Annotated in this window: 15 protein-coding genes; 2 read left to right on the top strand and 13 right to left on the bottom strand. The window is 43.0% G+C overall.

Annotated features, from left to right (window positions below):
* Positions 1 to 30: 30 nt before the first annotated feature.
* Together serA and rpiA are read right to left on the bottom strand one after the other, a co-directional pair.
* Positions 31 to 1272, bottom strand: a complete 1242-nt coding sequence (gene serA, locus Xsze_RS09110; RefSeq protein ID WP_038239226.1) for a phosphoglycerate dehydrogenase — start codon at positions 1270 to 1272, stop codon at positions 31 to 33.
* Between the two features lie 397 nt (positions 1273 to 1669).
* Entirely contained in the window at positions 1670 to 2329 is a 660-nt protein-coding gene (gene rpiA / locus Xsze_RS09100; RefSeq protein WP_038239228.1) for a ribose-5-phosphate isomerase RpiA, read from the bottom strand.
* Between the two features lie 128 nt (positions 2330 to 2457).
* Here rpiA and Xsze_RS09095 point away from each other — a divergent pair, with 128 nt between their 5' ends.
* Positions 2458 to 3363: a LysR family transcriptional regulator ArgP gene (locus Xsze_RS09095; protein WP_038239230.1), complete on the top strand. Its 906-nt coding sequence runs from the start codon at positions 2458 to 2460 to the stop codon at positions 3361 to 3363.
* On the opposite strand, the gene Xsze_RS09090 is transcribed toward Xsze_RS09095, so the two are convergent.
* From Xsze_RS09090 to acnB, 5 genes are all read right to left on the bottom strand, one after another.
* A complete protein-coding gene (locus Xsze_RS09090) occupies positions 3360 to 4094 on the bottom strand; it encodes an oxidative stress defense protein (protein WP_038239232.1) in 735 nt (244 codons plus the stop codon). The genes Xsze_RS09095 and Xsze_RS09090 overlap by 4 nt on opposite strands.
* Positions 4095 to 4209: 115 nt before the next feature.
* Positions 4210 to 4821, bottom strand: a complete 612-nt coding sequence (gene argO / locus Xsze_RS09085) for an arginine exporter ArgO (RefSeq protein ID WP_038239234.1) — start codon at positions 4819 to 4821, stop codon at positions 4210 to 4212.
* Positions 4822 to 5012: 191 nt separating this feature from the next.
* Positions 5013 to 5885, bottom strand: a complete 873-nt coding sequence (gene mscS, locus Xsze_RS09080) for a small-conductance mechanosensitive channel MscS (protein ID WP_038239236.1) — start codon at positions 5883 to 5885, stop codon at positions 5013 to 5015.
* Positions 5886 to 6057: 172 nt separating this feature from the next.
* Positions 6058 to 6429 carry a YacL family protein gene (locus Xsze_RS09075; RefSeq protein ID WP_038239238.1) on the bottom strand — a complete coding sequence of 124 codons (372 nt, stop codon included), beginning with the start codon at positions 6427 to 6429 and terminating at the stop codon, positions 6058 to 6060.
* A gap of 202 nt (positions 6430 to 6631) precedes the next feature.
* The gene (gene acnB, locus Xsze_RS09070; RefSeq protein ID WP_038239240.1) at positions 6632 to 9229 is read right to left on the bottom strand and encodes a bifunctional aconitate hydratase 2/2-methylisocitrate dehydratase; all 2598 of its coding nucleotides are present in this window, start codon (positions 9227 to 9229) and stop codon (positions 6632 to 6634) included.
* Between the two features lie 1237 nt (positions 9230 to 10466).
* Between acnB and Xsze_RS09065 the strand changes: the two genes are divergently transcribed.
* Positions 10467 to 11495, top strand: coding sequence for a pyridoxal-phosphate dependent enzyme (locus Xsze_RS09065; RefSeq protein WP_038239243.1), 1029 nt, complete (start codon positions 10467 to 10469; stop codon positions 11493 to 11495).
* Positions 11496 to 11940: 445 nt separating this feature from the next.
* Here the strand turns inward: Xsze_RS09065 and Xsze_RS09060 are convergent, their stop codons facing one another.
* The 6 genes from Xsze_RS09060 to Xsze_RS09035 form a co-directional block, all read right to left on the bottom strand.
* Complete coding sequence (locus Xsze_RS09060) at positions 11941 to 12432, bottom strand: hypothetical protein (RefSeq protein WP_038239245.1); 492 nt, start codon at positions 12430 to 12432, stop codon at positions 11941 to 11943.
* Positions 12433 to 12924: 492 nt separating this feature from the next.
* On the bottom strand, positions 12925 to 14352 hold the full coding sequence (gene lpdA / locus Xsze_RS09055; protein ID WP_099138873.1) for a dihydrolipoyl dehydrogenase: 1428 nt from the start codon (positions 14350 to 14352) through the stop codon (positions 12925 to 12927).
* A gap of 257 nt (positions 14353 to 14609) precedes the next feature.
* Positions 14610 to 16463, bottom strand: a complete 1854-nt coding sequence (gene aceF, locus Xsze_RS09050) for a pyruvate dehydrogenase complex dihydrolipoyllysine-residue acetyltransferase (protein ID WP_099139114.1) — start codon at positions 16461 to 16463, stop codon at positions 14610 to 14612.
* Between the two features lie 13 nt (positions 16464 to 16476).
* A complete protein-coding gene (aceE, locus tag Xsze_RS09045) occupies positions 16477 to 19140 on the bottom strand; it encodes a pyruvate dehydrogenase (acetyl-transferring), homodimeric type (RefSeq protein WP_038241848.1) in 2664 nt (887 codons plus the stop codon).
* Positions 19141 to 19381: 241 nt separating this feature from the next.
* On the bottom strand, positions 19382 to 20146 hold the full coding sequence (gene pdhR, locus Xsze_RS09040; protein ID WP_038241851.1) for a pyruvate dehydrogenase complex transcriptional repressor PdhR: 765 nt from the start codon (positions 20144 to 20146) through the stop codon (positions 19382 to 19384).
* Positions 20147 to 20599: 453 nt separating this feature from the next.
* A complete protein-coding gene (locus tag Xsze_RS09035) occupies positions 20600 to 20971 on the bottom strand; it encodes a hypothetical protein (protein WP_038241853.1) in 372 nt (123 codons plus the stop codon).
* Positions 20972 to 21219: the final 248 nt, after the last annotated feature.

The raw sequence follows: 21219 nt of genomic DNA, 5'->3' as shown, positions 1-21219 counted from the left end.
ATAGCCCTGCTTTTTGAAGCGTAAAATCAATTAATACAGTAAGCGGGAGCGGATCGTGCCGGACACACTTTTCAGTTGTTGCAATACGGATTCAGCTTGAGTCGGGTTCTGCGTCGTAATATCGATCACCACATAACCAATATTCCCTTCAGTCCTCAAATATTGTGCTTCAATATTGATTTCCTGATTCGTAAATATCTGGTTAATGCTGGTTAAAATGCCTGGGCGGTTTTCATGGATATGCAGTAAACGGTGCGTATCTTTGGCGTGAATGGGCAATGAAACTTCGGGGAAATTGACTGCCGACAGCGTAGAACCATTGTCAGAATATTTCACCAACTTACCGGCCACTTCCAAGCCAATGTTCTCTTGTGCTTCCTGAGTTGAACCACCGATATGGGGAGTCAGCAGCACGTTATCAAATTTGCTTAGCGGCGAAGTGAAAGAGTTGCCGTTTGCGGCAGGCTCTACCGGAAATACATCAATTGCCGCTCCGGACAAATGACCGCTCTCCAGAGCTGCACTCAGTGCCGGAATATCGATTACTGTGCCACGGGAAGCATTGATCAAAATTGCTCCGGGCTTCATGAGTTCCAGTTCTTCTACACCTATCATTTTCTTGGTTGAAGCCGTTTCAGGAACATGCAGGCTCACAACATCACTCATATTCAGTAATTCAGACAAATGGTGAACTTGCTGCGCATTGCCCAGTGGTAATTTATTTTCAATATCATAGAAATAGACATTCAAGCCGATACTTTCAGCCAAAATACCAAGCTGTGTACCAATATGCCCGTAACCGATGATACCGAGTTTTTTTCCACGCGCCTCATAGCAACCTTTTGCCTGCTTGTCCCAGATCCCTTTGTGCACTTTTGCATTCGCTTCAGGTATGCGACGCAATAACAGCAGTAATTCACCCAGAACCATCTCAGCTACCGAACGGGTATTAGAAAATGGTGCATTAAATACAGGGATACCGCGTTTTGCCGCGGCCTCCAGATCAACTTGGTTAGTACCAATACAGAAGCATCCTACTGCAACCAGTTTCTCAGCTGCGGAGAAAATTTCTTCTGTCAGCTGAGTGCGGGAACGAATCCCTACAAATCGGGCATCACGGATTGCTTCTTTCAGAGCTTCAGGCTCCAATGCACCTTTGTGATATTCAATATTGCTGTACCCAGCCGCCTTCAATTTGTCTACTGTGCTTTGATGAACGCCTTCCAGCAGCAGAAATTTAATCTTATCCTTTTCGAGAGATACCTTAACCATTTGCCCGCCCTAGTTGTACTGTATACCCTTTATCTTTCTGGTTGCAGCCTTGCTGGCTGTACTCGCTAATTCCCATCACATAATGCTCAATGTTCCCAGAAAGTTGCTCCCGTGCCCCACACTGCAACTCGAAATCAATTAGGTATAACTTTCATAACGCCGATAGATTCCAACAAAATAACAAAAAAAACGGTAACGGCAATACAACCGATTGCGTATACGACAGAATAAGTAACAGTAAATGAGTTGTTATACAAAGTAAAATAATTCGTTACAGAATAAATGTGGGATTTTGCGTCTTTTTTAGGCTGAAATGTGATATATATCACCAAATTTTCTTTTTTTGAATAAATACAAAAATATTTTGAGGGCAGATTATTCTGCCCTCACTAACCGATTATTCTGTGAACGTTTTAACTCCGTCCGCAGTTCCCACCAACACCACGTTAGCGCCACGGTTAGCAAAAAGACCTACCGTCACCACACCAGAGATGCTATTAATTTTATTTTCTAATTCTTCTGGAGTGACAATGGAAAGGTTATGGACATCCAAGATACAGTTGCCATTATCTGTTATCACATTTTCACGATAAACCGGCGTTCCTCCTAATTTCACCAACTCACGGGCGACATAGGAACGAGCCATTGGGATAACTTCAACCGGCAGAGGGAATTTGCCCAAAACATCGACTTGCTTAGATGAGTCAATGATGCAGATAAATTTCTTTGCGACAGCAGCAATGATTTTTTCCCGGGTTAATGCTGCACCACCACCTTTAATCATCTGCATCTGACCATTGATCTCATCAGCCCCGTCAACATAAATATCCAAGGTGTCGACGTCATTACAGTCAAACACAGGGATACCAAGACTTTTCAATTTCTCAGTTGATGCTTCTGAGCTAGATACTGCCCCTTCAATTTGATCTTTAATCGTTCCCAATGCATCAATAAAGTGTGCAGCCGTTGAACCTGTACCAACACCTACGATTGTGCCTGGTTTGACGTATTCCAATGCTGCCCAACCTACTGCTTTTTTCAGTTCATCCTGAGTCATTTCAATCACAGCCTATAATCAGTTACAAGGAAAAATCTGATGGCCAGTATAAACAATATTGGCTCATCTCACGAAAAAATATGGCATAGTGCTGGCTGGGCCACATAAAATGGAGAATCTTACTTTCAATGAAACGTCCTGATTACCGCTCCCTACAAGCATTGGATGCCGTGATACGAGAACGTGGTTTCGAGCGGGCGGCACAAAAACTTTGTATCACCCAATCCGCGGTATCTCAGCGCATCAAACAATTAGAAAATCTGTTTGGTCAGCCATTACTGGTGCGTACAGTTCCCCCACGCCCAACAGAACAAGGGCAAAAATTGCTTGCGCTGTTGCATCAGGTAGAATTATTGGAAGCCCAGTGGCTCGGAGATGAAAGTAGCAATGAAATTCCGTTACTGCTTTCTCTCGCAGTTAACGCAGACAGTCTGGCAACCTGGCTTCTACCGGCCCTTCATCCTGTTTTATCCGATTTACCTATCCGGTTAAATATTCAGGTAGAAGATGAAACCCGAACCCAAGAACTCTTGCGGCGCGGGGAAGTTGTCGGGGCGATCAGTATTCAGTCTCAACCCTTACCAAGCTGTTTAGTTGACAAGCTGGGTGCTCTCGACTATTTATTTGTTGCTTCTCCTAAATTCGCTGGCCGTTTTTTCCCGAATGGCGTAACTCGTTCAGCATTGCTGAAAGCACCTGCCGTTGCTTTTGACCATCTGGATGACATGCACCAGGCATTTTTGCAGCAAAATTTTGATTTATCACCGGGCAGTGTTCCTTGCCACATCGTGAACTCTTCTGAAGCTTTCGTTCAATTGGCAAAACAAGGTTCAACATGTTGTATGATCCCGCATTTGCAAATCGATAAAGAATTGCAAGCAGGTGAATTAGTTGATTTAACGCCCGGACTGTGCCAGCGGCGTATGCTTTACTGGCATCGCTTTGCCCCAGAAAGCGGAGCGATGAGGAAAGTGACTGACGCCCTGCTTAAACTCGGGCGCCAGATGTTACGTCAGGATGATGGAGCGCATTAACGCTGTAATTCAAAAACCGCGTCAACGTGATCAGAAAACTCTATGCTCTGTGGCTCATATGTTTCACTCGCTGAATCGGCAACAGGTGCGGCCATTAGAGCTGCCTGGTATTTCTGGCGGCTCATTGGCATCGGCACTGCGTCAGGAGCACGATAATTGATGCTGTATACCGGGCCTAGTTTACCACTAAATCCTTTTGCCAATGCTGTCGCCTGCTGAATGGCATTTTCAATGGCTTTTTGTCTGGCTTCATCACGGTAGCGTTGTGGATTTTCAACACTGAACTGAACTGAATTAATTTCATTCAAGCCTGCCTTCAAAGCACCATCCAGCAAGGTATTCAGTTGATCCAGTTTATGAACTTTCACTTCAACTGAGCGCGAAGCTCTATAACCTGTAATGTTTGATTTACCGGTTTTTTGATCATATTGATATTCTGGCTGTGTGCGTAAATTGGCAGCATCAATATCTTTCTTTTCGATTCCATTGTTTTTCAGGAAATCAAAATACTTGGCTACACGTTCGTCCACTTTTTTCTTTGCATCAGCCGCACTCTTTTGAGTTTCGCTGACATTGATCATCAATGTGGCCATATCTGGTGCCGCTTTAATTATCGCGTTACCAGAAGTGGAAATGTGTGGAACAGATGGCAATTCAGCCGCGGAAGCTGTTGTGGCAGACAGGCTTCCCAGCGCCATCATTACAGCGAGTACCAGTGATTTATGTTTCACAAAACCTCCTCAAATAGGGCATAGTTACATTAATAAGGTACTTTTCAGAAACATTAGCACACTATCTATAAAGACGTTATAGATTATATAAAGAAGTATTGGAATCAATGAGAATCTATATTCCTTGCCTGATTAATCCCCAAGCGATGTACCACATCACGCAAGCAACAAAGATATTAATAATTCGTTGTGAACGAGGTTGGTTGAGAACAGGAGAAAACCACGCAGCCAGAAGCGATAATGCAAAGAACCAACTGATGGAGGCCAGCACTGCGCCCGTCGTAAACCATGGCCTTAGTTCCATGGACAATTGCCCGCCAACGCTCCCCAGTACTACAAAAGTATCCAGATAAACATGGGGATTCAGCCATGTTACCGCAAACAATGTTACTACGACCCGCCAACGGCTCTGGATAATATTCCCTGAACGGGCAAGTTCAACTTTCGCTGATAATGCGGCCCGGAGTGCATTCCATCCATACCATAATAAGAATGCGGCACCTCCCCACGTTACGGCTTGCAATAAAAATGTTGACTGACTAAGCAAAGCACTTCCGCCAAATATCCCTGTGACAATAAGCAAAGTATCACTCAGGGCGCATAATCCCGCAGCCATTAAATGATATTGCTTTCTGCTCCCTTGTTGCATGACAAAAACATTTTGTGGCCCGAGCGGAAGTATCATTGCAGCACCGAGAAAAAATCCCTGTATAAGAGTATAAAACATATGGATATTCCTAAAAATTGATTTAATCAGTTACGGTATGAATGCATATTAGGCAATATCACACATTAGTGAAAATGAATGATTCTTATCTATCATTAGAAAAAGTGATGGCGGTTTTATTCGAATTAAAACCCGGATTCATATTTGGCTTTGGTGTGAGCCAAAAAACACCTCACACCAAAATATGTTGATTATTCGCCCGTTTTCTTCTGTAAGGCGACTTGTTGTTGATGCAGATAAACATCCATTTGTGGAAACGGAATACCGATATTATGCTTATCTAAAGCGCGCTTGAAGTTTTCCATTAAATCCCAGTACACATTCCAGGCATCACCATTAGTCGTCCATACACGCACAATGAAGTTCAATGATGAAGGCGCCATTTCATGCAGGCGAATAGTGACGCCTTTTTCATGTTGAATGCGTTTATCTTCTTTAATCACATCACCCAACACCTTTTTCACTTCATCAATATCCGCATTATATGCGACACCAACGATGATCTGAGTTCGACGGTTAGGTTCACGGCTGGTATTAATGATGTTATCTGAAATGATCTTGTTATTGGGGATCACAACGATACGATCATCAGCGGTACGTAATGTTGTGGAAAAAATCTGCACTTGCACAACAGTTCCTTCCACTGAACCAATACTGACATACTCACCAGTACGAAGCGGGCGGAATATCACCAACAAAACACCGGCTGCAAAATTAGATAGGGAACCTTGCAAAGCTAAACCTACGGCTAAACCGGCAGCACCGATCACAGCAATGACAGACGCGGTCTGTATACCCAATTTTCCAAGAACAGCAATAATCGTAAATGCGATAACAGCATAACGTATAATCATGGATAAAAAATCAGAGATAGTGGTATCAATACCACGCAATGACATCACTCGCTTGACTGTCTTACCCACTATTTTGGCAACAAATAAACCAATAATGAGAATCAAAATGGCAGATACAATATTCATCGCATACTGAATCAGTAAATCCTGATTGTTGACGAACCAACCTGCTGCTTTATCAATCTCATTGGTTAGATTGATCTCTTCCATACAAAGTCCACCGTTATTGTTGTCACCCACCTCTATCCGGAGAGATTATTAGTTATAAACGCTGTCGGCTAACATGGGTTTCTGTTCAAAAAATGGAAAAAATTATCCCGACGCAGAAGGATAATATAATATCGATTATGGCAGAAAGTCCTTATTTATTGAACACTAATACTTATTTTTTGTTTTTTTGTAAAACAAAACACCTGTAATCAGTCAGCATATTGATAAAATCGTCTGTTCCACAAAAAGCCAGACTTTCGTTATCATAATAGCTCATGCCTTCTTCTATCATCTCAGTATCAAACTGGAGCTGGTTGGCTCTGATCATGATTTCATCCTCGCTCATGAATAGCGTATATTCATGACCAATCAGCTGCCACTGGCGCTCACTGCCCTTAAGCTTTTCCAATGCGGAAACAATTTGATCCAATTTACTCAAATCACTTTTTATTTCCTCATTTAACCAATGACCAATAGCTTCATGATCCATTGAAAATGATGTTGTGACTTGTCCTGTAACATCCTGCATAAATTCATATTCCATTACCGACCTCCACTATGATGACGTCCACCAGATAACCACCTCTGGATTTTAAACTCTTCTGCCAATCCCACCTCTGAGGCAGTCCACAAACTGACACAAAAACTACCTCAAAAAAACTACCTCAAAGTAGTCATAACTGCATCATAAAACGGAAGGCATAAAAAAAGGGAGGCATTGGCCTCCCTTTATTCAATATACTTTCTTACACAGCAGTTTGGAAGATAACATTATCCGCTTTGTCTGTGTATTGGCTCAATTGGTCAAAATTGAGATAGCGATAAGTATCTTCCGCTGTTTCTTCAACTTTACCCATGAACTGCAAATATTCATCCGCCGTTGGCAAACGGCCCAGCAATGAAGCCACTGCCGCCAGCTCCGCAGAAGCCAGGTAGACATTTGCACCAGCACCAAGACGGTTCGGGAAGTTACGGGTAGAAGTAGAAACCACGGTTGCACCATCTGCTACGCGCGCCTGATTCCCCATACACAATGAACAACCGGGGATCTCAATGCGTGCTCCGCTTTTACCGAAGACACTGTAATAGCCTTCCTCTGTTAATTGAGCTGCATCCATTTTGGTTGGAGGTGCAACCCATAAACGAGTCGGTAATTGACCTTTATGCTGATCCAGTAATTTACCCGCTGCACGGAAATGGCCGATATTGGTCATACATGAACCGATAAATACTTCATCAATCTTGCTGTTAGCCACTTCGCACAACAGACGTGCATCATCCGGATCATTTGGTGCACATAAAATGGGCTCTTTAATCCCAGACAAATCAATCTCAATCACCGCAGCATATTCTGCATCAGCATCCGCTTCCAGCAATTGAGGATCTTTCAGCCAGTTTTCCATGCCAATAATACGGCGTTCCAATGTCCGGCGATCACCATAGCCTTCTGCAATCATCCATTTCAGCAATACGATATTCGATTGCAGGTATTCAATGATCGGATCTTTATCCAGCTTAATCATACAACCTGCCGCCGAACGTTCCGCAGATGCGTCAGCCAATTCAAATGCCTGCTCAACTTTGAGTTCTGGCAGGCCTTCGATTTCAAGAATGCGGCCAGAAAAAATATTCTTCTTGCCTTTCTTCTCGACAGTCAACAAGCCTTGCTGAATCGCATAGTAAGGGATCGCATGAACCAGATCACGCAAAGTGATACCCGGTTGCATTTTCCCTTTAAAGCGCACCAACACGGACTCAGGCATATCCAGAGGCATCACGCCTGTTGCGGCAGCAAAAGCGACCAAGCCTGATCCTGCTGGGAAAGAGATGCCAATAGGGAAACGAGTATGAGAATCGCCACCTGTACCCACGGTGTCCGGCAGCAACATACGGTTCAGCCATGAATGGATAATTCCATCCCCCGGACGCAGTGATACCCCGCCACGGTTCATGATAAAGTCAGGCAGTGTATGATGTGTAGTCACATCAACCGGTTTTGGATAAGCCGCAGTATGACAGAATGACTGCATGACTAAATCCGCAGAGAAGCCCAGACACGCCAGATCTTTCAATTCATCCCGTGTCATTGGCCCGGTCGTATCCTGAGAACCCACTGAAGTCATTTTAGGCTCACAGTATTCTCCGGGACGTATACCCGTTGTACCGCAAGCACGGCCAACCATTTTCTGAGCCAGTGAGAAACCACGATCACTTTTCGCAACTTCTTTTGCCTGACGGAATACAGCACTGTGCGGCAGCCCCAATGATTCACGGGCTTTTCCGGTTAAACCGCGCCCGATAATCAATGGAATACGACCACCGGCACGTACTTCATCAATCAATACATCGGTTTTCAACTCAAAAGTTGCCAATAATTCGTTTGTATCGTGATGACGGACTTCACCTTTATATGGGTAAATATCGATCACATCCCCCATATTGAGTTTAGAGACATCCACTTCAATGGGTAATGCTCCCGCATCTTCCATTGTGTTGAAGAAGATGGGGGCAATTTTTCCGCCCAATACCACACCGGCACCGCGTTTATTCGGCACAAACGGAATATCTTCCCCCATAAACCACAATACGGAGTTAGTCGCTGATTTACGGGAAGAACCTGTACCGACAACATCACCCACATAAGCCAATGGATAGCCTTTTTTATTCAGTGATTCTATCTGATTAATCGGGCCAATCACACCGGCTTGATCTGGTTCAATACCTTCACGGGCATTTTTGAGCATAGCCAGTGCATGCAAAGGAATATCAGGACGTGACCATGCATCAGGCGCAGGAGAGAGATCATCTGTGTTGGTTTCACCAGTGACCTTAAAGACGGTAACTGTTATTTTTTCCGCCAACTCAGGACGCCCAAGGAACCATTCTGCATCAGCCCATGACTGCATTATCTGTTTGGCGTGAACGTTGCCTGCCTTCGCTTTTTCTTCCACATCATAAAAACTGTCAAACATCAGCAATGTATGGGAAAGTGCTTTTGCCGCAATCGGAGCCAATTTTTCATCATCAAGGGCATCAATCAAAGCATGGATATTATATCCACCCTGCATAGTCCCTAACAATTCAATGGCTTTTTCCTGTGTAACCAAAGGAGACAGCGTTTCTCCCTTAGCAATGGCTGCAAGGAAACCCGCTTTAACATAAGCGGCTTCATCTACACCAGGGGGAACTCGATTGGTCAGTAGATCCAGCAGGAAATCTTCTTCACCTTCAGGTGGGTTCTTCAGTAATTCTACCAGCGCGGCTGTCTGAGCTGCGTCTAATGGTTTAGGGACGATGCCTTGAGCTGCACGCTCGGCTACGTGCTTGCGGTATTCTTCTAGCACGATTTTCTCCTCACTCTCATTTTCATTTTATATACCCGGCTGTCTGCACCCGGTAACGATCATCAAAAAACAATCTGCTAAAACAATCATCAAGGGTGCCAGGTCAGAGGATTTTGCTCACATAACTTCAAGATTATGCTCTGCTTCGGGCAATTAGCATACCAAAATTTGAATACTATGTTAATTCATTCACATAAAATCAACATTATACAGCCATAAAATTCTAAAAAGACCTTATTTAGAGGGAGTATATTAGATTAATATGCTATTTTTTCTGGAGTGACCTGAAAATACCTGAGTTTTCTTTTTCTGTATCAGAATGAAATTATTTTTTATTAAAACTACTTTACTAGGAAGAAAAAACGACAAGGAAGTAAAAAAACGAAAGAACCTTGAGCTGCCATTGAATTTTGTGAAACATCATTAGCCCTGTATTTTTCTTCTAGACTTTCATAACATAGAGAGTCAAAAAACAGGCTCATCAAGAATCAATCTGAAATAACACTAAATAACACTTCAAGTAACAATACCATAGCCTCACTAACACGTTATTTAACTAATAAATCCATTTTTTCATTTAGTTATTCCGCAGAAAATAAATAAACTTCTGATTAATAAAAAATTAAGATAAATTGAATGAAACGGGTTAATAACTTTAGCACTTTTCATTCAATATATTTGCTTTCAAAATAATCACGTTAGCACAAAATGCCTCGACCGGCTCATGAACAATATGAATAATAGCTATCATCCTTTAACAACAATACAACATTATGGAACCTATTGAAGAATTATTGATATTGTCAGTTGAGATTGGCGTACCAGAGGAAATATTGAGAGAAGTGGATGAAGACTGGCACTCACATCAGGCTTTGGGATTACAATCTCCAGAATAAACGTTTCTCATATTCAAATTTACAGTAACAATCATTCTCTTTATGGAAGGAAAGGTTATTATTGACGTGAAATCAACAAAAATAACCCCTAACAGTATAGAAACCAAAGTATACTGAAAATATATCCAATGAATTTCAAGATACAGTGTTCGGATATTATTATTTTATTCCCGACAGCTCAAAAAAGAAAAAATGAAACAACGGTAATATAGAAAATATCGATAATGAAATAGTCATAATTTTTTATCTTGATAAATTAATGATAATCCTTTTCTTTTCATTTCTAAGCAATTCGTCATATTTTAATTTTCACTCCAAAAAAATTTCAAAGGAATATTATAATGAATTTTGAATTATTTAATCCACAAGATAATTTACCCAATACAGAAAAAGCATTTTCCCTGTTTCCTCAGTTAGAAGAAGTATATGCATCCTTGGGAAATACGCCTCTCATTTCTGTACCTTCACCGGAAGGGAAAGCATCCATTTTTGCTAAACTTGAATCTGAAAATCCATTTGGTTCAGTGAAAGACCGGGTCGCCTTCGGTTTATTTTGTGATGCGATCAATAAACATGATTTTTCCCAAGGAGAACTAAAATTACTTGATGCCTCTGGTGGTAATATGGCGAAGGCATTGGCACATTTGGGTTATATGTGTGGCATTCCAGTACATGCGGTGATTCCTGACGCTGTCTCAGAAAAACTCGTTGAGGAATTAAAATCAGTCAATGCGGTCATCACCACGGTTGATTACAATTTTTTCCTGCTCGGTGTCCTTGCTCGCGGCCAGGAAATTGCACATGATGACAGCAGTTGGACACTCCTCTCCCAACAACTCAATCTGGTGAATGTTGCTGTGCATCAATACCAAACCGGTGCAGAAATTCGACGCCAGTTAAACGGCGCACATGCTGATGGCTGGGTCGCTGCGGTCGGTACGGGCGGTACATTAGCCGGTGTAAGCGCGGCGTTACGTCAGGATAATCCTCAACTAAAAATATTGGCGAGCACACCGAAGGAATTACCTTATGGATCGCTTGCTGCACCTAACGGTAAGAAAAAATTTGCGGGTGCCGGTGGTTTTGGTTGGGGTTTACGCCAGCCTTTTATCAACAAATTCATGCCTGAAGAACCCTCCTTCAATCAAGTCTCCTATGAAGAAGCAATTATCGCAATGTATGAATTTTTCCAACTGACCGGAATAAAAATTGGCCCTTCAGCAGCAGCAAACTGGAAAACAGCCTGGAAACTTGCAGAAACGATGACTCCTGATCAGAAGGTAGTGACACTGTTTGCTGATGCAGGAACCGATGATGAAAGAGAGCAGGGCCGTGAATGGTTTAATCAGTTGAAAACATCAAACACATAATTGATGATTTATTCATAACGCAATGAATTTCTAGTTGTGTGGCAACATCAAAGAAACAGCACCCCGGGACATAAACAGCTCTGTGACCGGGGTGAAATAATCACTGTACTGCCCCTTCGGGAATAGGCATTAAATCCGAATAGCTCTTCAGTACCATGTGAGTTTACTGTATCCACGCACTTGGCAACGTGCAAGAAAACCGCCTTAGGTCCCTTTTTACCATAACGAATATCGTGAGTTGGATTATTGGCAATTCGATTATAACAGTGAACGAACCTACCAGAGAAAAACATACGGTAAGAGAAAATCTATGACACTATTATATAATAGCAAACGAGCTTAAACTGAAAAGAAATTAGCTCAAATCTCGACTAACACTGGTACTAAAAAATGGCTAACTATCATGTCAAGTTTGAGCTAATATGTACTTTTTATTCCAGATTATCTATTTATGTTTGTAAAATCCAAATGTTATTACAATATCACTTGGTGTATCACTCGTGTTACTCGGAATATCATCTATATTCATACAATTTTGTTTATCACATGTCGCTAACACGTTTAAGTTACAACGCCCAAGATCTTCCTTAACAAAAACATCGGTATACCATTTAAACCAAGAACGGTGAGTTCTTAGCTGTATAGTACAAATCCCAAGAGGTCTTCCATTTGGAGGATACAAATAATTATCGACTTCCCAAGTAACGTATTTATCATACCCACCACAATTATTACTGATACTTGCATAATCATTACTATCTTGAAGTGAAGTTGAAGCTTCCTTATCAATATCAATATATATTTTCGTTTCACCTGTACCATGCATACATTGTGAACCTTTCCTCCAAATCCGCAAAGGTGCACCTGTGTTATTTAAGAAAGTTACATTATAATTTTGATATAGTTTCTCTGTAGGTGGAATTTTTTCCGTTTGCATATTTTCACTGTCTTTAACGGTTATATCTTTATTTAATTCATTAGCATAAACAGATTAAAAAAAAGACATCATAAAAAACAATAAATAAAATGGCATTATCTTGATCGAAGTCATAATATCCCCATTCATTTTCCAAGTATTGCTTTTAAGGAAAAAACATTTTACGATCAATTCAAATATATTAAATTATTTTTTATATTAACTTATTAATATAAAAACACATTCATTTAATTTATGTGAATGCAAGTATTGAATTCATTTTAGGATAAATATTTTCTTATCATTTCTTGATATAAAATAATTTCTAATCTTTCCATTTGAAGTACTCTATTTTATATTGGCTGGAAACAAGCAATTTCCTATTCTGGAAAAAGTGGTAACCAAGTGATTATTTTCTGACATTCACAAAATAGCAGTTACCTGATGAAAAAAACGGCTTCCGAATAGAAGCCGTTTAAGACGTTTGCTTAACCTACCGCAAAAGAAAAAAGATTATTTCTTTTTCTTCGCCTTAGGGTTTGGCAAGTCAGTGATGCTGCCTTCATAAATTTCAGCAGCCATACCGATTGATTCGTACAGGGTTGGGTGAGCATGGATAGTCAGAGCGATATCTTCTGCATCACAACCCATTTCGATAGCCAGACCGATTTCGCCCAGCAGTTCGCCGCCGTTAGTACCAACAACAGCACCACCGATAACACGGTTAGTTTCTTTATCGAAAATCAGTTTGGTCATACCATCTGAACAATCAGAAGCGATTGCACGGCCAGATGCTGCCCATGGGAAAGTTGCAGTCTCGTAGCTGATGCCTTTCTCTTTCGCTTCTTTCTCAGTCAGACCAACCCATGCTACTTCTGGTTCAGTGTAAGCAATAGATGGGATCACTTTTGGATCGAAGTAATGTTTCTTGCCAGAGATGACTTCAGCAGCAACATGACCTTCGTGAACACCTTTGTGTGCCAGCATTGGCTGACCAACGATATCACCAATAGCAAAAATGTGAGGCACGTTAGTGCGCATTTGCTTATCAACATGGATGAAGCCACGCTCATCAACTTCAACGCCTGCTTTACCTGCATCCAGTGATTTACCGTTCGGTACACGGCCGATGGCAACCAGAACCGCATCATAACGCTGTGGCTCTGCCGGTGCTTTTTTACCTTCCATTGTTACATAGATGCCGTCTTCTTTAGCTTCTACCGCAGTCACTTTCGTTTCCAGCATCAGGTTGAATTTCTTGCTGATACGTTTAGTGAATACTTTAACAATGTCTTTGTCCGCCGCAGGAATGACCTGATCGAACATTTCCACCACGTCAATCTGAGAACCCAGAGCGTGATAAACAGTACCCATTTCCAGACCAATGATACCGCCCCCCATAACCAGCAGGCGTTCTGGAACAGTTTTCAGTTCCAGTGCATCAGTAGAATCCCATACACGAGGATCATCATGTGGAATGAATGGCAGTTGAATTGGACGTGAACCCGCTGCGATAATGGCATTATCAAAATTAATCGTTGTTGCGCCATTCTCGCCTTCTACTACCAGAGTGTTAGCGCCAGTAAATTTACCGATACCGTTAACAACGTTAACTTTACGGCCCTTAGCCATGCCGCCCAGACCACCTGTCAGCTGAGAAATAACTTTTTCTTTCCAGAGACGGATCTTGTCGATATCAGTTTGTGGCTCACCAAACACAATGCCGTGTTGCGCCAGTGCTTTTGCTTCTTCAATAACTTTTGCAACATGAAGCAGTGCCTTAGACGGGATACAACCCACGTTAAGACAAACACCACCCAGAGTAGAGTAGCGCTCAACCAGAACGGTATCCAAACCTAAGTCTGCACAACGGAAAGCAGCAGAATACCCTGCCGGGCCTGCTCCAAGCACCACTACCTGGGCTTTAATTTCAGTACTCATCATGACCTCTTAATTGTTTGTCCGGCGGGTCAGACGAAAATACCCTAGTATTTTACGTTGCCATTTTAGCTGCAAAGTGAAATCCATTGGGTAAAAAAACCATATTCCACCGGGACGTACACACCGCGAGCAGTTTACAGAATTGTAAATAACCTGAAAAGCGCGTTAACGTGACAGAAATCCCAACCTGCTAGATATACAAGGAAAATATCTGTCACGGCAGTAATTATTAGGCCGGCTATTCACCGGCCTTTGCATTACATCACCAAACGGCGAATATCGCTCATCAATTGATTAATATAAGTGATGAAGCGCGCACCATCCGCTCCGTCGATCACTCGGTGGTCGAAAGACAGAGACATAGGCAGAATCAGGCGAGGAACGAATTCCTTACCATTCCAGACTGGTTTCATGGAAGAACGAGACAGACCCATGATTGCCACTTCTGGCGCATTTACAATTGGTGCAAAACCGGTAGTCCCGATGCCACCCAGGCTGGAAATAGTGAAACAACCACCCTGCATGTCAGAAGCAGTCAGCTTACCAGCACGTGCTTTCTTGGAAACTTCAGCCAGTTCTCTGGACAGTTCCATGATGCCTTTCTTGTTGACGTCCTTGAATACAGGAACAACCAGACCGTTAGGCGTATCAACCGCGATACCGATGTTAACGTATTTTTTCAGGATCAACTTCTGGCCATCTTCAGAGATGGAGCTGTTAAAGCGAGGCATTGCTTCCAATGCTTTTGCAGCTGCTTTCATCACGAATACCAGTGGAGTGATCTTCACGCCCAGCTGTTTCTTCTCAGCTTCTTTGTTCTGCTGTTTACGGAATTCTTCAACTTCTGTGATATCCGCTTCATCGAACAGGTTAACGTGAGGGATCATGACCCAGTTACGGCTCAGGTTTGCACCGGAGACTTTCTGGATACGGCTCATTTCAACTTCTTCGATTTCACCGAACTTGCTGAAATCAACTTTCGGCCAAGGCAACATGCCCGGCAGACCACCGCCCGCAGCAGCAGGAGCTGCTTCTGCACGTTTGATGGCATCTTTCACGTAAGCCTGAACGTCTTCACGCAGGATACGACCTTTACGGCCAGTACCTTTAACTTTCGCCAGGTTGACACCAAATTCACGAGCCAGACGACGGATCACCGGCGTTGCATGAACGTAAGCGTCATTTTCTGCGAATTCGTTTTTGCCTTCTGCTGGCTTGCTTGCTGCCGGCGCTGCTTTCGCAGGAGCAGGAGCTGCTGCTGGTACTGCCACTGCTGGTGCAGGTGCTGCGCCGGCAACTTCGAATACCATGATCAGAGAGCCGGTTTTGACTTTATCACCCGCTGCGATTTTGATCTCTTTCACAGTACCTGAGAATGGAGCAGGAACTTCCATGGAAGCCTTGTCACCCTCGACTGTGATCAAAGATTGTTCTTCAGCGATGGTGTCACCGACTTTAACCATGATTTCGGTGACTTCAACTTCGTCACCACCGATATCTGGTACATGAACTTCTTTCGCCGCAGATGCTGCTGGCGCTGCTGGAGCAGCCACTGGAGCCGCCGCTGGTGCTGCACCAGAACCTGCCACTTCGAATACCATGATCAAAGAGCCGGTTTTCACTTTATCGCCCGCAGCGATTTTGATCTCTTTCACAGTACCCGCGAATGGCGCAGGAACTTCCATGGAAGCCTTGTCACCTTCGACTGTGATCAGAGATTGTTCTTCAGTGATGGTATCACCGACTTTGATCATGATTTCAGTCACTTCAACTTCATCACCACCGATATCAGGTACATGAACTTCTTTGCTTTCAGCCGCTGCTGGTGCCGCAACCGGAGCTGCCGCCTGCTGTGCTGGTGCTGCTTCTGCTGCACCATTTGCGGATTCAAAAATCATGATCAATTTGCCGGTTTCGACTTTATCGCCAACCGCAATTTTGATTTCTTTAACTACACCCGCCTGTGGCGATGGGACTTCCATGGAAGCCTTGTCACCTTCAACTGTGATCAGTGACTGCTCTGCTTCTACAGTGTCACCCACTTTTACCATAATTTCGGTGACTTCAACTTCATCTGCACCGATATCAGGTACGTTAATTTCAATAGACATTAATCTTTACCTCTTATGCCAGACGTGGGTTAACTTTTTCTGGATTGATGTTGTATTTAGCGATGGCTTCTTCAACCACTTTCACATCAACTTCGCCACGTTTAGCCAATTCACCCAGAGCCGCAACAACCACATAAGAAGCATCAACTTCAAAGTGGTGACGCAGGTTTTCACGGCTGTCAGAACGACCGAAACCGTCAGTACCCAATACACGGAATTCACTTGCAGGAACAAAGTTACGTACTTGTTCTGCAAACAGTTTCATGTAGTCAGTAGAAGCAACAGCAGGTGCTTCGTTCATGATCTGAGCAATGTAAGGAACGCGTGGAGCTTCTGACGGGTGCAGCATGTTCCAGCGCTCACAATCCTGACCATCACGAGCCAGTTCAGTGAAGGAAGTTACGCTATAGACATCAGAGCTGATACCGTATTCATCAGACAGGATCTTCGCTGCTTCACGAACATGACGCAGGATAGAACCAGAGCCCAGCAACTGAACTTTACCTTTTTCACCTTCCAGGCTTTCCAGCTTGTAGATACCTTTACGGATACCTTCTTCTGCGCCTGCTGGCATTGCCGGCATGTGGTAGTTTTCGTTCAGTGTGGTGAGGTAGTAGTAGATGTTCTCTTGTTTCTCACCATACATACGCTCCAGACCATCATGCATGATAACAGCCACTTCATAAGCGAATGCTGGGTCATAAGAGATACAGTTAGGAATAGTCAGAGACTGAATGTGGCTGTGGCCATCTTCGTGCTGCAAACCTTCACCGTTCAGTGTCGTACGACCAGAAGTACCACCGACCAGGAAGCCGCGAGCCTGTTGGTCACCTGCCGCCCAGCACAGATCACCGATACGCTGGAATCCGAACATGGAGTAGTAAATGTAGAACGGGATCATTGGCAGGTTGTTGGTGCTGTAAGACGTTGCAGCCGCCAGCCAAGATGAAGCAGCACCCAGTTCGTTGATACCTTCTTGCAGGATCTGGCCTTTTGCGTCTTCTTTATAGTAAGCAACCTGCTCACGGTCCTGTGGAGTATACTGCTGGCCGTTCGGGCTGTAGATACCGATTTGACGGAACAGACCTTCCATACCGAAAGTACGTGCTTCATCAGCAATGATTGGAACCAGACGATCTTTGATCGACTTGTTCTTCAGCATGATATTCAGTGCACGAACGAAAGCGATGGTGGTAGAAATTTCTTTGGATTGTTCTTCCAGCAGAGAGCTGAAGTCTTCCAGAGCCGGGATTTCCAGTTTTTCATCAAAGTTAACGCGACGGCTTGGCAGGTAGCCACCCAGTGCGTTACGACGCTCATGCAGGTATTTGGATTCTTCAGAATCTTTATCGAAAGTAACATATGGCAGTTTTTCGATTTGATCATCCGCTACAGGCACATTGAAACGATCACGGAACAGGCGAACGCCTTCCATGTTCATTTTCTTAACCTGATGGGCAATGTTTTTGCCTTCTGCGGTATCACCCATGCCATAACCTTTGATGGTCTGAGCCAGGATTACCGTTGGTTTACCTGTAGTATTCTGCGCCTTGTGCAGTGCAGCGTACACTTTCTTAGGATCGTGGCCACCACGGTTCAGGGACCAGATTTCTTCATCAGTCATATCTTTGACCAATGCCGCCGTTTCTGGGTAACGGCCGAAGAAGTGCTCGCGAACATAAGCGCCATCTTTAGACTTGAATGTCTGATAGTCGCCGTCCAGCGTTTCGTTCATCAATTGAACCAATTTGCCGCTGGTGTCTTTACGCAGCAGCTCATCCCAACGCTCGCCCCACAGAACTTTCAGTACTTGCCAGCCTGCGCCCTCGAAGATGCCTTCCAGTTCGTTGACGATTTTGCCGTTGCCGGTTACCGGGCCGTCCAGACGCTGCAAGTTACAGTTGATGATGAATACCAGGTTATCCAATTTTTCACGCGTTGCGATAGTGATCGCACCTTTGGATTCTGGCTCATCCATTTCACCGTCACCCAGGAAAGCATAAACGGTTTGTTTAGATGTGTCTTTCAGACCACGATTTTCCAGATATTTCAGGAACTTAGCCTGATAAATCGCGGAGATTGGCCCCAAGCCCATAGAAACAGTTGGGAACTGCCAGAAATCAGGCATCAGTTTTGGATGAGGGTAAGAAGACAGACCGTTGCCACCAATTTCCTGACGGAAGTTGTTCATCTGCTCTTCAGTCAGACGACCTTCAAGGAAAGCACGAGCGTAAACACCCGGAGAAATGTGTCCCTGGAAGTAAACCAAATCACCGCCATCATTTTCATTGCGAGCGCGGAAGAAGTGGTTGAAACAAACTTCATAAACAGTAGCGGAAGACTGGAATGAAGCCATGTGACCACCCAGTTCCAGATCTTTTTTAGATGCACGCAGAACAGTCATTACTGCGTTCCAGCGAATAGCTGAGCGGATACGGCGCTCTAAATTCTGGTCGCCAGGGTAAGCAGGCTCATCCTCAACAGGAATAGTGTTGATGTAATTACGACTTGCAGCACCTGCGGCAACGCTAACTCCACCTTTACGAGCTTCACTCAACACCTGATCAATCAGGAACTGAGCACGCTCAACACCTTCTTCACGGATGACCGATTCGATCGCCTGTAACCAATCGCGAGTTTCGATCGGATCCACGTCATTTTTCAACATATCTGACATGGTTTATTCCTTATCTGTTATCTATTTCTAATGGTTGTTGGAGCCTATCTTCTGGTCATACCCTTTGACAAACCGCCTGTTATGACCGGAAGATAGGCCCTGCTATATATCGCTGCTAAAACTCTTAGATGAAGAGTCGACGAACTGTACAAACGCAGCAGTCAGGATTTGTACAGCCAAGTTTAGAATCTGCCCCTTTTCGGGTATTTCAGTTGCCGATAATATCCCAAGGGAAAGATTCTTATTCCTGGTGTTGCTGGAGTCGTCTCAATGAACGCTCGCGGCGAGTATGTTCACGAGTCAAATCCAATAAAACTTCTTCAATAAAAGCCAAATGGCGATGGGAAGCTTCTCGGGCTGCTTCCGGTTTTCTTGCCATAATGGCGTGAAAAATTTCAGCCCGGTGATCACTAACGGCTGCCAGCATTTCCTTACGGGTATAAATGAATTCGAAATTGCGCCTGATGTTTTGTTCCAACATTGGGATCATACAGCGCAATAAATGCAGTAATACCACGTTATGGGCAGCTTCCGTGACAACGAGCTGATATTGCAGGACCGCATCAGATTCCGCATTAACATCACCGCTTTGTTGTGCTTCTTGAATAGCAAGGTGACTTTGTTCAATGCGTTTGAAATCTTCATCAGTTCCCCTAAGCGCCGCATAATAAGCCGCAATACCTTCTAATGCATGGCGTGCCTCAAGGAGATCAAACTGGGATTCTTGATTATCTGCAATAAGTTGGACAAGTGGGTCGCTGAAACTTTGCCACAGATTATTCTGCACGAAAGTTCCTCCCCCTTGACGACGGAAAAGAAAACCTTTGGCTTCCAATTTTTGAATGGCTTCACGCAATGAAGGGCGTGATACTTCGAACTGTTTCGCCAGTTCGCGCTCAGGCAGCAGTTTTTCTCCCGGGCGAAGCGAGCCTTCAAGAATGAGCTGTTCAAGACGCTGCTCAATCACATCTGATAACTTTGGTTGGCGAATCTTGCTATAGGCCATATCTGCTGTAAGCCATTCAATAAGTAAATGTTGCTTTGGACTATGCCCTGCTTACCTAGAGCCTCGCAGCTTAAATTATAGTCAGCAAGCTCAAGATAACAAGGATGGAGTCAATTGGTAATACCAATTTAAAGTACAGGGTCTTAAAGTAACAAAGTATTCACCAGCTGTCTATAAAGACCTTGAGGCAAATCATAAAAATCTGCAAAATTTAACAAATTATTTTAAATTTTATCAGAAAATTATAACCAGAGAGGATTTTTTAGGCAGTAAATCTGCCGGAGTTTAACGTTTGAATAACGCATTTACCCTATAAAAAACTCGCGGTTATGGCGCAATAACACCATAACCGCGAGTTCTCCATTAATAAAAGAATATTAGCAAGCATATTTATCACGCAGGAATTAATATAAAGCTAATAACAAATAGCCAGAATAATTATTAAAATTAACCCTACTTATGTTTAATAGTCACTATTGGATTACTCTTTAATTTGCCTGTAGTATTCTCCGCAGTGTATGTCAAATCAGACAATTCATAAAAAGTGACAGTAAATGTATTACCGCCAAAAATTGGCATATCTATATAAATATCCATTCTACCATTATTACCCTGCGCATAATATGTAATAGTGCCCTCAAGTCCCATCACTAGCGAAGTCGAGCGAGCGTTAATAGTAACGGTCTCATGGCTACCAATACTATCTGGTGGATAGGGGTCTACAGTTCCTTCTTTCATATTTATACCAAAGTTACCCAGAGTGAAAGAAAAATCAGTATTATTTATAAAAGTCATATGCATATGCTTTAAATCCCAATCAGCCATTTTTTTACCCTCCCTTTAAATACCTTTCATAATTAAAATTAGTATCTATTTATAATATGTCAAATTTACATTAGATATTTATCAATAAATCCACAGATGAGAAACATTAAAAAAAGAATACTATCAAAATTATTTAATGATTTTAAATTACCATTTAAAAAAAAGTAAAATAATTAGAAATAAATAAAATACAAAAACCATTCCTTAACAAAGGAATATTAAGCAGTTAATTAATCCAAAAACAACTT

Source organism: Xenorhabdus szentirmaii DSM 16338, from assembly GCF_002632585.1.
GTDB lineage: Bacteria > Pseudomonadota > Gammaproteobacteria > Enterobacterales > Enterobacteriaceae > Xenorhabdus > Xenorhabdus szentirmaii.
Note: the sequence above shows the minus strand (reverse complement) of the source record. Positions and strands in the feature narration are given on the sequence as shown.

Bases quoted from the DNA above. Each gene is read 5' to 3' on its own strand.
- serA (WP_038239226.1), bottom strand. From the start codon at position 1,272: ATGGTTAAGGTATCTCTCGAAAAGGATAAGATTAAATTTCTGCTGCTG.
- rpiA (WP_038239228.1), bottom strand. From the start codon at position 2,329: ATGACTCAGGATGAACTGAAAAAAGCAGTAGGTTGGGCAGCATTGGAA.
- Xsze_RS09095 (WP_038239230.1), top strand. From the start codon at position 2,458: ATGAAACGTCCTGATTACCGCTCCCTACAAGCATTGGATGCCGTGATA.
- argO (WP_038239234.1), bottom strand. From the start codon at position 4,821: ATGTTTTATACTCTTATACAGGGATTTTTTCTCGGTGCTGCAATGATA.
- mscS (WP_038239236.1), bottom strand. From the start codon at position 5,885: ATGGAAGAGATCAATCTAACCAATGAGATTGATAAAGCAGCAGGTTGG.
- Xsze_RS09075 (WP_038239238.1), bottom strand. From the start codon at position 6,429: ATGGAATATGAATTTATGCAGGATGTTACAGGACAAGTCACAACATCA.
- Xsze_RS09065 (WP_038239243.1), top strand. From the start codon at position 10,467: ATGAATTTTGAATTATTTAATCCACAAGATAATTTACCCAATACAGAA.
- Xsze_RS09060 (WP_038239245.1), bottom strand. From the start codon at position 12,432: ATGCAAACGGAAAAAATTCCACCTACAGAGAAACTATATCAAAATTAT.
- lpdA (WP_099138873.1), bottom strand. From the start codon at position 14,352: ATGAGTACTGAAATTAAAGCCCAGGTAGTGGTGCTTGGAGCAGGCCCG.
- aceF (WP_099139114.1), bottom strand. From the start codon at position 16,463: ATGTCTATTGAAATTAACGTACCTGATATCGGTGCAGATGAAGTTGAA.
- aceE (WP_038241848.1), bottom strand. From the start codon at position 19,140: ATGTCAGATATGTTGAAAAATGACGTGGATCCGATCGAAACTCGCGAT.
- pdhR (WP_038241851.1), bottom strand. From the start codon at position 20,146: ATGGCCTATAGCAAGATTCGCCAACCAAAGTTATCAGATGTGATTGAG.
- Xsze_RS09035 (WP_038241853.1), bottom strand. From the start codon at position 20,971: ATGGCTGATTGGGATTTAAAGCATATGCATATGACTTTTATAAATAAT.